We start from the raw sequence: 12890 nt of genomic DNA, 5'->3' as shown, positions 1-12890 counted from the left end.
GCGCAAATGCAGGTTCAGCATGTATAATATGGTAGCAAACATATGTTTGCCTAAAAAAACATCTTAGTCAGTCAGAGGAGGAACAATGAAAGGTTCAACACATTTGGCCATCGGCGTTGCCATCGGAGCGGCCGCGGCCGCCCACTATCCATTCACGTTGAAACATGCCGCCCTCTATGTCGCGGTTTCCGCTCTCTCAGCGCTTAGTGCCGATCTGGATGGTCCAAGCATGCTGAGTTCGAAGATCGGTCAGTTTTCCAAATGGCTGCGGGAAATGCTGTATTGGTCCGGCCTGCTTCTCATCGTGATTCTTACCTGGTTGTATTTCACGGAGCATTATTTCGTCCTGGAGTATTCCCTGGCAGCGCTCAGCCTGTTTCTGCTAGGCCTGATTATCAAAGACGGTCTCTTACGAAACATCCTTGTCAGCGCCATTGGATGCCTGCTGCTGTATAACGGCTGGTCTCATCATATGATGTGGCTTGTAGGCTTCGGCATTTTCGTAGCGGCTGCTCCATGGTTGAAGCACCGCGGAATGACACACACAGTCTGGGCACTAGTACTATGGGCCGCTATCGGTTCGGGTCTTCAGAATCAGCTGCAGATTGATGGTATTATGCTGGTGGCAACAGCCGGATATGCTTCGCATCTGATTGCTGATACGCTTACGCCAAACGGTGTCAAATGGCTTTATCCGCTATTCAATAAGTCGTTCAAGCTGCCGCTCGCATAAGATGGTTAGTTCCTTCTTACCGGTCCGTTCGGTCGATACATTACTAGTGCAAGTCAAGACTAATTGCGCTTGAAGGCGGTTTTGCCGGCGCCCATAATAGAATGAGCCCGGACAAAACTGATATGAAGCGAGTGATCAGAGATGTACAAACGCAAGACAACAAGGACTGTGAGACGAACCAGAAATCTGTTGCTGGCTGCTGTATCAGCCATCTTACTTCTTCCCCTTTCAGCCCATGTGCAGGCTGAGCCTTCCATGCAAGCCCCGCCTGAAATGCTTTCATATACGACCATTCAGTTACCTGATGGCGCTGTATTTGAGCATGATGATAACCAGTTGGCCTTTGCCGCTATACGGGATGGAGAGGTTCAGGTGACTGCTATCGGAGCCTATGGGCAGATCAAACCCGTTGCCACGTTTTCCAAGCAAAAGCTCGAATATATCTCTTCATTTCATTGGACTCAAGATCATGGTTCCCTGATTGCCGGTGGAAGTTATATGATGAAGCTAGGTCCATCAGGGAAACTGGAATGGGATTATAATTTCTCTTCCACTGACCCGGCAAGCCTCGTTCGCTATGCCGTTCAGCTAAAGGACAAAAGCTACATTGCCGCTGTCACTGCACCTGCAGAAACACCTAATGCTAGTACGCTTCGGTTGGTTCATATTTCCAAGAACGGTAAGTTCATGAAGGATCAAGAGCTTTCCGGTGCTACTTTCGACAATGTGGATACGTTGACCGCGTTATCGGACGGGGGTTTTGTGATATCTGCAGAATCAGTAGCTGACAATAACAATGAACAGATTTTCGTCGCAAAATGGGATAAGAATCTGAAATCACTCTGGCAGAAGCGCTTCGATCCTGCGGAGGATACTCAAAACTTATGGATTACTGCCTTGTCCGAAGGAAGCAGCGGCGATTTGGCGCTTGCCGGCTACTATAATCATCCGAACCCGGATGGCGGATATCGCTATTTAACAACAGGCTATGTCATGGGTTTTCAGCATGACGGTTCTCTGCAGTGGGTACAAAAGCCGGATCCTTCTCTGGACCGTAGTATGCTAAACGATATCCAGCCTGCTCCCGGAGGCGGTTTCCTGGCAACCGGAACGGTCAGTCAGGATTGGCATGGTACGGTCTCGAAGCAGTTTGTATGGAAGCTTGGCAGTACCGGAGATACGGAGTGGAATAAAGTCATCAACCGGACAACCTTTAACAGCGGACTTATCGTACAGCCTTTGAATAATCCGGATCATAAGGATTCAGCCCTGCTGATTGGTTCTGCGGACGGAGCTCCCACCTTGATCAAAATTGGATATCCGGCCAGTCTGTAATCATTATTGCTTATCTGAATAAACTCCCCAGCGTAAAACAGCATTTCCTTTCTAAGTCATGAAGGAATCTGCAGCGCTTTGGGGAGTTTTTTGGTTTTGAGTCGAAAAATAGCCCGTCGCTCCAACCTTCATGAATATATTTTATTCTTATGCTGAATACTTTTAACTTGAGGAATTATACCCATCTTTTGTTAAAAGGCATCTTAATAAGGTTATGATATATAGAATGAAATCATATTTCACCCAAGGAGAACATTTACGTGGCGAATAAATCCATTTTTGCAGTATGGGTCAGTTTGATCAGCAATGTCCTGTTGACGATTTTAAAAATTGTTACCGGTCTTATTTTCAATAGTAAGGTGCTCGTGGCAGACGGTATACATAATGCTGGTGACGTTGTGGCTACCATTGCCGCCCTGACCTCTGCGCTTGTTAGCAGAAAACCGGCGGATGAGGATCACCCTTACGGACATGGGAAAGCAGAAGCCATCGCCTCCGGCATCGTAGCCATTATTTTGATTATGGCTGCACTTTTGATGGTCTATAAGTCTGTGGAGTCCTTTTTCGAGCCGCCTGCCGCAGCCAGCTGGATATCCCTTGTCGCAGCTTTGATCTCTTTAATCTGGAAACAGGCGCTGTATATGTACTGTATCCGCATCGGGAGAGCGGAGAACAGCCGCAGTCTGATCGCAACCGCCTATGATCACATTGCCGATGTATATGCGTCTGCGGCCGCTTTTGTCGGTATCGGCATCTCCTTAATCGGAGATCATTTCCATTTAGCCTATACCGAATATGGTGACTCTGCCGCGGGTATTATCGTATCTTATCTCGTAATCCGGTTGGGCTTCAAAATGGGCCGTGAAGCCATCGATATTTTAATGGACAAAAATATTACGAATGAGCAGCTGGCCGAGCTAAGCTCCATCATCTATTCTGTACCGAATGTTAAACGGGTGGATAGCATCCGCGCCAGAGAACTGGGAAATGCCATTATTGTAGATGTAAAGGTGAGTGTTCCCAATCAGCTGACGGTTAAAGAAGGCCATGATGTGAGCCGGGAGGTCAAAAAAACGATCATGCAGCGGATGAAGCTGGTCGGAGATGTCATGGTTCACCTAAACCCTTGGTACGAAGATGGCGAGCAGGAGCAATGAACTTGATGCCCATCTCTCTGTTTGTTTAAAATATGGACGATGGGTTAAGGTTTACTGTAGTCGTCAACATCAGGTTTAGAGAGGATGATCCCTATGAATTTCAATGAACGCCCTAAAAAATTTCCTGTAAAAATATGGTCCACCGCGGTTGTACTTAGCTTAAGTATCGCCCTATCCGCATGCGGCGATAGTAATAAAGTGTCGGACACTTCTACAAAAGCAGCCGAAACGGGGTCTGGTCAGCCGGCAGAAAACAGCGTCAATGATTCCAAAACCTCACCGGACGGCGCAGCTACCGACAGCAAGGAAACAACGGGGCCGGTGACCACGCCCAAAGTCGAGACGCCGGATAATCCCCAGACACCATCGAGCGGGGCGAATCCTTATGAAGTCGCAGGTATAGATAATCCGGATAAGTTTAACGAGATCTTCAAGGCCGTACAGACGGCTGTCGCATCGGGCAGCAAGGAACAGGTCGCAGAATATGTTCTCTTCCCGCTCCGCGTCAACGAAAACGGCAAAAGCAAAAATGTTAAGGATAAATCGGCTTTTATCGCCGACTACGATAACATCATGACCGACTCCGTCAAAAAGGCACTGGCGGATCAAAAGCTCAATACGTTGTTCGTCAATTACCAAGGTGTCATGGCAGGCAACGGAGAAATCTGGTTTGGCGCATCAGCTGATGAGAAGGACAAGTATGGCATCATCGCAATTAACAAGGATGAACCCGGAACATCGAAGTAAAATATAGACAAATAAAATACAGCAAAATAAAGGGGATGTTCCCAGGTCATTAAATTTGACCTGAGGAACATCCCCTACTTATGTTTATCCCAGATCCGGAGCATCCACAAGGCTGACAACCGGCTGGCTTGTTCCGTGAAGTTCGAAGATGACCAGCTCGTTGCTGCCGTCCTTCAGAAGAGGAGCGGGAATATACAGCGTTTTTTGCGGACCCGCTTCCCAATAGCGTCCCAGGTTGAAGCCGTTCACATACACAACGCCTTTTTTCCAGCCATCAAGACGGATAAAGGTGTCTGCTTTATCGCTTACCTCAAATAACCCTCTGTAGAATGATGGTGTTTCCTCTTGTGCGGATGCTTCCCCTTCCCGCAATGGCTCAAAATGAAGATCAGACAAGTCCTTCATCGGCAGCGGATGGATCGTCCAATCGTACAAGAACTGGTTGCCGAGGCGGATTCCCTCGGTGATCCCCTTAGAATCTCTCATCAGCGGTCCATAGTTGACACGCCCCATGTTTTCAACCAGTACATCCAGTTTCAAGCCTTCAGCCGGAATATCAAGGGGAATGGCTGCCGGATTCCAGCGTTCTACTGTCCCCCTATATTTACCGTCCGCAAACACAAGTGCACGGTCACGCACATCCTGAAGCACCAGCTCAAAGCCCTTTCTCGGACCACTAATCCGTGTGGAATACAGGATAAAGCCGTAGCTTTGTCCAACCTTCTCCATCGGTAAAGGACTGGCGTGGCGGATCGGCTGCGCAAGCTTTTCCAGATTGCTGAATAACCCGGCCTGCTCAGTCATGTTCACTTGGCCATATGCCTTTTTGCGGATCGGTTCAGGCAGCTCGAGCTCCGGCAGTTCCGTATACCTCGAAAGAATTTCACGTACAGCATAAAACTTCGGTGTCGGGTCTCCTGACTCGCTGAGGAGCGTGTCGTAATCATAACTCGTTACTGTGGGCTCATAGCGCTGGATATGATTGGCTCCATTGTAGAAGCCAAAATTAGTGCCTCCATGGAACATGTAAAAGTTCACCGAAGCCCCTTCCCGAAGCATCTCATCGAGGGCTTCTGCCACATCATCCGCCGGACGAGACTGATGCTCCTCCATCCAGTGATCAAACCATCCGTTCCAGAATTCCATGCACATCAAAGGGCCTTCAGGCTGATATTCGCGCAGCTTCTCGAACGCTTCTTGGGCTCGGGATCCAAAATTGACGGTTTCCAGTACCCCTTCCACCATGCCTCCCTGAAGCATATGATCCTCTGGACCGTCGGAGGTGAACAGCAGCACATCCATGCCGCGGCTGATCATTCCATCCTTCAGATAGTTCAAATACTGCTTGTCGTTACCATAGCTTCCATATTCGTTTTCGATCTGCATGGCAATAATCGGACCGCCGTTTGTACACAGAAGCGGCTTCAGTCGAGGAAGCAGCTCATCGAAATAATGATCTACCTTATCCAGGAAAGCGCGGTCAAAACAGCGAAGATACATCGAGGTGTCTGCCAGCAGCCAAGCCGGAAGTCCACCGAATTCCCACTCGGCGCAAATATATGGGCTTGGACGCACGATGACATGCAGATCCAACTCGCCGGCCGTCCGGATAAACTTTTCGATATCACCAAGTCCGTCAAAAACGAAGTTTCCTTCCTCCGGTTCATGAACATTCCACGCCACATACGTTTCGACCGTATTGAATCCGCATGCCTTCAGCTTCAGCAGCCGGTCTCGCCAATATTCCGGAACCACGCGGAAGTAATGAATGGAACCTGAGAAAATGCGAAGGGGACTCCCTTCATACATAAAATCGTTTCCTTGAACCTTAAGCTCTGCCATTACGTTCAACCTCTCCCTTTCGGTGCCCTGTTTTGGCCCTTTACTTGCCATTAGCCCTGTCCGGCCTATTATAAGCCAGAAACAGGGCTAATGGGATAGCATAATTTGAATATATTTTTGCCTTCTAGCCCTTAACTCCACCCAGCATCATGCCCTCGGTAAGCTTCTTCTGCAGCAGCACATAAATGATGACAGTAGGAATCAGGACGATGACCAGACCCGCAAACAAGGAGCCCCAGTCCGTGGCAAACTGCTGCACCTGCATCAGATTGCTGAGGCCGATTGGAATCGTCTTCTTCGCATCGCTGGTAACCAGCGTCATGGCGAGCACATACTCATTCCAGAAATCAAAAAAGCTGAACACAACCATGGTAATAATGCCTGGACGAACCATAGGCATGATAATCCGGAAAAGTGTTGAGAAATAGCCGCAGCCGTCAATCATTGCCGCTTCTTCAAAGTCTGGCGGGATTGACTTCATGAATCCCGTCAGCAGATAGACCGAGAAGGATAAGGTGCCTGTCGCATACACGGCGCTAAGCCAAAAACGGTTATCAAGCATATGCAGATCGTTCATCAGAATGAATAAGGGGACGATGATATAAACCGCTCCGATGAATAATCCCGCCATATAGATGTTCGAAATGAACTTTTGTCCGCGGAAACGCATCCGCCCCAATACATAAGCGGTAGGTACAGCCATCAGAATGAGTATCGCCATGGATAAAACGACAACAATGACAGAGTTCAGCATATAATCGCCGATTTTGGCTGAAGTAAATGCCCGGACGTAATTGTCCCAATGCAGCGACTTTGGAAGGCTCCAGGGACTTTCCATGACTTCCGCATTGGTTTTGAAGGAAGCCAGAACGTTCCACAGCAGCGGATAAACAACTGCCAGTGCCTGAATAATCAAAACGATACGGAGCAGCCAGTTTCGGATGATAATGATCGGTTTGACGGATTTATGCTCTTTACGGGAAGGAATAGCCGCGCTGGTCTGAATTTGTGACATATCAGCTCACTCCCCTTTCCGTAAGTTTGTTGCTGATCAGCGACAGAATCACGGAGAAGACGAATACAAATACACCGATAGCCATCGCATAACCGAAGTTCGAATTCGTAAACGCCTGCTGATACAGATAGGTCATGACCACTTCCGAGTGCCGATCCGGTCCGCCCGCTGTCATGATCGTTACGATTACAAAGCTGATCGTCAGGACGCCGTTGATGCTGAAAATAATCGTGATGCGGATAATCTCCCACAACATGGGAATCGTGATATGAATGAACTGCTTGAACGGAGTCGCGCCGTCAATGCCAGCTGCTTCATACAGATCCGGCGAAATACTGTCGATCCCAGCCATGTAGATAACCATGTAGTATCCGGCAGCCTGCCAGATCAGCGTGACGGCCAGCGCCCACAGCACGGTCCTGGAATCTCCGAGCCAAGCCATCGCATACTCCCCAAGTCCCAGCAGCTCCATCCCCGAATTCAGGAAGCCAATGGTCGGATGATAAATGAACGACCAAAGGATCGCAATCACGACAAAGGACAGGATACTTGGGAAGAAGAACAAGGTACGGTAAATCCCCTTCTCCTTGAGCTTTGTGCGTGTCAGAATCGACGCATTGACCAGGGCGATGAGCAGTGTAAAGACAGGAACGACGACAATGAGAAATCCGGTATTTCGGAGAGCCAGCAGAAACACATCATCATGGAACATGTCTACAAAGTTTTTCAGACCGATGAATTTGGGTTTATCCCCAATTCCCGTCCACAGGAAAAATGATTTATAAAACACTTGCATTGCCGGGTAGAGCTTGAACAGTATGAACATGATCAGGCCGGGAATAAGACAGGCGGCCATGAAGAAGCGCCGCCGTGCTTTTAAAGTCATTCTCTCCACTTCCTTCACTTTGGTTCTGGATTGTGCAAAGCCTGCATCAGCTCATGCAAGCAGGCTCTGCCAACCTCATTTGTCTGCCTTTCAAGTTTCCGTATGATGGGTGTGAGAATTACTCTGCCGAGTCTTTCAGTTCCTTGCTGACTTCCGAGTACATCTTGTACATCTTGTCACTGTACTGATCCAGAGTCATCTGCTTGTTCATCAGGGAAGAGATCGTTTTATAAACTTCATCCTTCGGACTGTATCTGCTGCCTTTGGCTACCGTCTTGAAGGTTCCGTTAACAAGTTCCATACCGTTGTCTACGGCTTTATATACGTTATACGTCGTTTCTGAAATGAATGGCTTCGCCAAATCCGCTGCATCCTTGACTGCCATAACAGCCTTGGACTTCTCCGCATTTAGCTTGATGCTCTTGTCGGTATAGATATATTTCAAGAATTCAGCGGCAAGCTCAGGATTTTTCGCTTTGGCCGGAATGACGATTTGCTCAATCTGGCTCATGGCTTTCACGCTGCTGCCTGAATTAAACGAAGGAATACCGAGGAAGCCGAACTGGAAGCCTTCTTCACGCGGTGCATCCTTCATTTCATCCTCAAACCAGGTTCCGTTTGGAATGAACATGGCCTTGCCTTGCATAAATGAAGTTTGTGCCTGGGTATGGTTCAAAGCGACCGTACCTTTCATCAGACCATTGTCTTCATTTGCGAACTTCTGGATATTGCCCCATACCTGTTTGAAAACATCACTTTTCCAGAACTCAGGATCATAGTCAAAAAATTGATCCAGCGCTTTTTGTCCACCCAAATCATAAATGGAAGGAATAATGACTTCGTCCAGGTATCCGGGATAGAGACCTTGGTAGGTGAATAACGCTCTGCCGTTATCCTTGGCTGTGGCATTCATTGCAAACAGCTCGTCCCAGGTTTTTGGCGTCTGGATGCTTTTTTGATCAAACAGAGTTTTGTTATACCACAGTCCGAGTACCCCAAAGTTGAAAGGTGCCAGATAGATTTTACCGTCACCGTATGGTGCCATGGAACGGGACTCCAGAACACCCGGGAGCATCTTATCCTTCAGGGCGCCACTGCCTTCATCGGTATTGAAAATGTCGCTGAGATCCGTCAGCGCTTTATCTTTAATAAGTCCGTCCAGAATCGGAAGATTGTCGCCACCTGCTATGTACATCAAATCCGGCGGGTTGCCCGCAACGATTTTAGGCCGCACGAGCTCAGCAATTTTGGGACTGGCCGTAATATTGATTTTGGTGCCCGGATGATCCTTCATGAATTCATCCGAGATCTGATCCCAGTACTCCCGTCCATATCCGCCCTGGAATACCGCGATATTCAGTTCACCGTTTGCAACCTTTTTGGAGCCTCCATCATTTGTTCCTGCAGCATCCGTACTGCCTGAATCCGAGCTGCTGCTGTTGCCGCATCCGGCAAGCAGGGATACACTCAAAGCGCAAGCGCTTACAGCCGATAGAATCTTATGCCATTTCATTTCATGACCTCCTCTATATTTGTTGTCATTATACCTCTGCTGAAGGCGCTGCCAAATGGATAAACCCGATGAATGTCATGGACGATTTTATGCGGTTAGCGAAAGCGTTTGCAGCTGAAATGGACAATCTTATGTTTCCTGCTTAAAATTATGCAGTTTCTGTTTATTTCTGCTTCAAAGCTGGAGTTTCTTGCGACTTGACCTGTTTTGGAGGTACGCCGTAATGCTTTTTGAACAGACGGTTGAAATAAAAAGGATCATGAATGCCCACTTCTGCGGCAACCTCCTTAACCAGTAGCTGTCCGGAAGACAGCATCTCGTATGCTTTGGCCATACGCAGCTCATTCAGGAAGGTCATCATGCTTTTGCCGGTATCCGTTTTAAAAATCTGGCATAGATAGGTTTCCGACAGATTCACATGCAGAGCCACATCATGGATCGTTACTGCTCTCGGATAATTTTCTTCCAGGAAGACAAGCGCCTTGCGGACTTCCGGCCGGGTAGCCCGTACGCCTGCCCCACTTCCCGCATGCTCCAGTACATCATGTGACAGCTCCTCCACAATCATCATCATTTCCGTATCCGTTCCGGCTCCGGTAATACGCTCCAGCCAGAGCGAATGATCGAAACTGCGCTGCTGCTCCAGTCCCAGCTTGCGGCTCAGGGTCCACATCCCTTCGCAAACGACCCGTTTGACGATCCGCGGATACAGCTGTCGTTTCGCGCCTTCCTGAATGATCTGCAGAGCTCTGTTCTCCCACCTAACGATAAATTCGGGCTGGCCTTTGCGAATTTCCTCCATCCAATCCGCCTCCAGCTGCTGGTAGCTTGGATCCTCATCTGCAGCTTCAGCATGGCAGGACAGACATATGGGGCCCGCAGATTTATAGAAGAGCAGCGTCTGGGCTTCCCGGATCAAACGGATTTCCTCCACCAGCTCTTTCCCTGATGAAGCCGCATTCCCGTAAATTATATCTGCTTTCAAACTGTAATACATGGCAGCAAGACTGCTGATTCTTCCGGCCATCTCTGCAGGCTCCGTCATTTCTAACGCTTCCGGATAGGCTGCTGCAAACATGAATCTCTGATCTTCTTCTGCCACGGTACACTGCCAGGCACTTCCCGGGTAAACATCGCTCCACAGCTGGCTAAGCGAATGCTTCAGAGAGAGTGTATCCCTCTTCTCCCCCACCGTATCCACCTGCACGCCAAAGATATGCACCAAATGATCCGGAGGAAATAATTCCTGAGCAGCATCCGGTCTTAATTCACTTGAGCCTTCCCCGGAAGATATAAGGGAAGTCAGAATATCATGAATGTGATCCGTTTTCTCCGACTGTGCCGATTCGGCAAGTAACTCAGGCTGCTTCTTCTTCGCATCAAGCTTGAGGGCGATTTCATTCAGGATTTGCATGAAGTTGTCGCTTTTCAATGTTAGCTTCAGCATATAATCATGCGCACCGCATTTCAGTGCCTCACGCACCAGTTCAAAATCATTAAAGTTGCTGAGGACCAGAATCTCCCCGTCAAAGCCGGATGCCGTTAGCTGCTTGATCAGCTCGATTCCGTCCATTTCCGGCATTTTGATGTCTGTGATCACAATATCTGCAGGCTGTTCCTGCATCATTTTAAGCGCCGATGTGCCGTTTGACGCTGAGCCTGAGTAGACAAACTTGCTGCCTTCCCACTGAATCAGCGTTTTAACCGCATGTCGCACAATCATTTCATCATCAATAATGAGTACTTTATACATATCGCTCTAAATCCCCCTCGCTTGTGTAGACCGGAAGTGTAATGACTGTCTCGGTACCCTCACCGACAACGCTGGATGTGACTAGACCAAAGACTGCGCCGAAATGCAGCTTGATTCTCTCATCCACATTCGCAATCCCAAGGCCTGACAGCTTGGAATGGGATTCGCGCTTCTCCTTGATATGTTTCATATCAAAGCCCTTTCCATTATCGGTTATGCGGATGGTCAGCACATGGTTTTGCCGGGTTGCCTTCACCCAAATGCCGACCCTTCTTTCATCATCACCAACTCCATGAAGAATGGAATTCTCTACAATCGGCTGTAAAATAAATTTTGGAACCAAATTAACGGCCAGCTCTTCATCCACTTCCGTATTCAGCACAAAAGAGTCACCGTAACGTATTCGCTGTATGTTGGCATAGTGAATCAAATTCTCAATTTCCGTTTGCAATGGAATGAACTCATCCTTCACCATGATCGTGCTGCGAAGCAGCTCTGACAATGATTCGATGCCATTCGTAACCGATTCGTTCCCGCCCAGCATGGCGCTCCATTTCAGGGAATTCAGGGTATTAAAGAGAAAGTGCGGGTTGATCTGGGCCTGGAGCATTTTCAGCTCCGCATCACGCTTCGCCTGCTGCTCCGATTGTACCTGTCCGATCAGCTGCTTGAGCTGCTCCACCATCCCGTCGATCGTTTCCGTCAATTTATCCATTTCATCCGGATACGCGGATCGGGTGCTCGTCGTTGCCTCAAGCCGCCCCATCCGGACCTGCTTGGCATACAACAGAAGCGAGCGCATGGGATTACTGATCGTAAAATAAATCCACATCGAAATCATACCGGACAGGAGAAGAATCACCAGGCAAATGTACACGATATTTCTCCGCATGTCTGACAGCTCGGACACAATGAATTTTTGTGGAATCATCCCGACAAAAAACCAATTTGCCGAACGGATATACGAGCTCGCCACAAGAAACTGGTGCTTGCCCACATCCGTATGGAAAGCGGTCAAGTTTTGCTCACGGTTAAATTGTCTGTTTATGGGGCTGAATACTTCCTTGTCCGCAAAATGTCCTCCTTTCGGAATGTCATCCGACAAGGACGATATCACCATTCCGTTTGCATCGGATATGTAAATGCTGCTGCCCGCTCCGAGGTTCACAAATTTATAAATATTGCGTGAAAATACCTTTTCATCGATAAAGATAATCAGATAGCCCAGCTGCTTGTTCAGCTTATCCTCGGCATATATTCTGCGGCTGAGGGCAATCGTATTGGTCCCGCGGCTGGAACGGAGGTACGTCCAGTAAGCGTTTCCAAAGGACTGCTTTGTCTCTTCCAGCATCGATTGGATTTGTTTCGCCGGGTACAGCTCAAAGCCAAGGTCAAAAAATGACTCTCCGCTGTTGGTCAGAATCATCACATTGCTGATATTGCCAAGCTGAAATATTTGCTGTCCCATTTCATCCCCGATTTGGGTTTGCAGCTGGTTTTTCTCGTAATCGCTCATGGCGTCAAACTGCGGCAGCCCATTTTGGATAAAATGGTTGATGATAATGTTCTCGCTCAAGGTTTCATACTGCTCAAGCTCACGCGTTGCATTCTGAGACAGCTCATCCAGAATCTGCATGGAGTAGGCACTGATTTTATTCGTAATCGAGTTTTCGTATTTCATATTCGAATACACGCTCACGAATACAACCGGCAGAAGCGAGGTGATGATAAAGGCTGCCAGCAGCCTGTTCTTGATCGACAGCCGCCGCAGCACGAAAGACTTGCTTTTGATCCGGGAATATAGAGAATTCATACGCATCCTTATCACCTTATGCATAATGTCATTGATCCGGGCGAGGCAGTAGAAATCCCGGGTAGTAACTATACAATACCTGCGCATGTCGAAATC

The 12890-nt window shown here is 48.3% G+C and carries 10 protein-coding genes; 4 read left to right on the top strand and 6 right to left on the bottom strand.

Annotation, left to right across the window (positions count from 1 at the left end; genetic code table 11):
- The first annotated feature begins 85 nt into the window (after nt 1-85).
- The 4 genes from E6W40_RS05125 to E6W40_RS05110 all read left to right on the top strand — a co-directional run bounded on the left by E6W40_RS05125 (nt 86) and on the right by E6W40_RS05110 (nt 3972).
- A complete protein-coding gene (locus E6W40_RS05125) occupies nt 86-733 on the top strand; it encodes a metal-dependent hydrolase (RefSeq protein WP_136604498.1) in 648 nt (215 codons plus the stop codon).
- Between the two features lie 141 nt (nt 734-874).
- Nucleotides 875-2068: a hypothetical protein gene (locus E6W40_RS05120; protein ID WP_211146969.1), complete on the top strand. Its 1194-nt coding sequence runs from the start codon at nt 875-877 to the stop codon at nt 2066-2068.
- 260 nt (nt 2069-2328) lie between these two features.
- The gene (locus E6W40_RS05115; RefSeq protein WP_374706159.1) at nt 2329-3225 is read left to right on the top strand and encodes a cation diffusion facilitator family transporter; all 897 of its coding nucleotides are present in this window, start codon (nt 2329-2331) and stop codon (nt 3223-3225) included.
- A 93-nt stretch (nt 3226-3318) separates the two neighbouring features.
- A complete protein-coding gene (locus E6W40_RS05110) occupies nt 3319-3972 on the top strand; it encodes a hypothetical protein (protein WP_136604495.1) in 654 nt (217 codons plus the stop codon).
- 84 nt (nt 3973-4056) lie between these two features.
- Here the strand turns inward: E6W40_RS05110 and E6W40_RS05105 are convergent, their stop codons facing one another.
- The 6 genes from E6W40_RS05105 to E6W40_RS05080 form a co-directional block, all read right to left on the bottom strand.
- On the bottom strand, nt 4057-5814 hold the full coding sequence (locus tag E6W40_RS05105; protein WP_136604494.1) for a glycoside hydrolase family 35 protein: 1758 nt from the start codon (nt 5812-5814) through the stop codon (nt 4057-4059).
- 124 nt (nt 5815-5938) lie between these two features.
- Entirely contained in the window at nt 5939-6829 is an 891-nt protein-coding gene (locus tag E6W40_RS05100) for a carbohydrate ABC transporter permease (protein ID WP_136604493.1), read from the bottom strand.
- A gap of 1 nt (nt 6830) precedes the next feature.
- The gene (locus tag E6W40_RS05095) at nt 6831-7715 is read right to left on the bottom strand and encodes a carbohydrate ABC transporter permease (protein WP_136604492.1); all 885 of its coding nucleotides are present in this window, start codon (nt 7713-7715) and stop codon (nt 6831-6833) included.
- A 118-nt stretch (nt 7716-7833) separates the two neighbouring features.
- Nucleotides 7834-9228: a carbohydrate ABC transporter substrate-binding protein gene (locus E6W40_RS05090; RefSeq protein WP_136604491.1), complete on the bottom strand. Its 1395-nt coding sequence runs from the start codon at nt 9226-9228 to the stop codon at nt 7834-7836.
- Between the two features lie 163 nt (nt 9229-9391).
- On the bottom strand, nt 9392-10981 hold the full coding sequence (locus tag E6W40_RS05085; protein WP_136604490.1) for a response regulator transcription factor: 1590 nt from the start codon (nt 10979-10981) through the stop codon (nt 9392-9394).
- On the bottom strand, nt 10974-12794 hold the full coding sequence (locus tag E6W40_RS05080) for a sensor histidine kinase (RefSeq protein WP_136604489.1): 1821 nt from the start codon (nt 12792-12794) through the stop codon (nt 10974-10976). Before E6W40_RS05080 ends, E6W40_RS05085 begins: the two co-directional genes overlap by 8 nt.
- Nucleotides 12795-12890: the final 96 nt, after the last annotated feature.

It is taken from the genome of Paenibacillus dokdonensis, from assembly GCF_004916975.1.
Classification (GTDB): domain Bacteria; phylum Bacillota; class Bacilli; order Paenibacillales; family Paenibacillaceae; genus Paenibacillus_AQ; species Paenibacillus_AQ dokdonensis.
Note: the sequence above shows the minus strand (reverse complement) of the source record. Positions and strands in the feature narration are given on the sequence as shown.

What these genes read in the sequence shown, in the direction of transcription:
- E6W40_RS05125 (WP_136604498.1), top strand. Translation starts at nt 86, where the DNA reads ATGAAAGGTTCAACACATTTGGCCATCGGCGTTGCCATCGGAGCGGCC.
- E6W40_RS05120 (WP_211146969.1), top strand. Translation starts at nt 875, where the DNA reads ATGTACAAACGCAAGACAACAAGGACTGTGAGACGAACCAGAAATCTG.
- E6W40_RS05110 (WP_136604495.1), top strand. Translation starts at nt 3,319, where the DNA reads ATGAATTTCAATGAACGCCCTAAAAAATTTCCTGTAAAAATATGGTCC.
- E6W40_RS05105 (WP_136604494.1), bottom strand. Translation starts at nt 5,814, where the DNA reads ATGGCAGAGCTTAAGGTTCAAGGAAACGATTTTATGTATGAAGGGAGT.
- E6W40_RS05100 (WP_136604493.1), bottom strand. Translation starts at nt 6,829, where the DNA reads ATGTCACAAATTCAGACCAGCGCGGCTATTCCTTCCCGTAAAGAGCAT.
- E6W40_RS05095 (WP_136604492.1), bottom strand. Translation starts at nt 7,715, where the DNA reads ATGACTTTAAAAGCACGGCGGCGCTTCTTCATGGCCGCCTGTCTTATT.
- E6W40_RS05090 (WP_136604491.1), bottom strand. Translation starts at nt 9,228, where the DNA reads ATGAAATGGCATAAGATTCTATCGGCTGTAAGCGCTTGCGCTTTGAGT.
- E6W40_RS05085 (WP_136604490.1), bottom strand. Translation starts at nt 10,981, where the DNA reads ATGTATAAAGTACTCATTATTGATGATGAAATGATTGTGCGACATGCG.
- E6W40_RS05080 (WP_136604489.1), bottom strand. Translation starts at nt 12,794, where the DNA reads ATGAATTCTCTATATTCCCGGATCAAAAGCAAGTCTTTCGTGCTGCGG.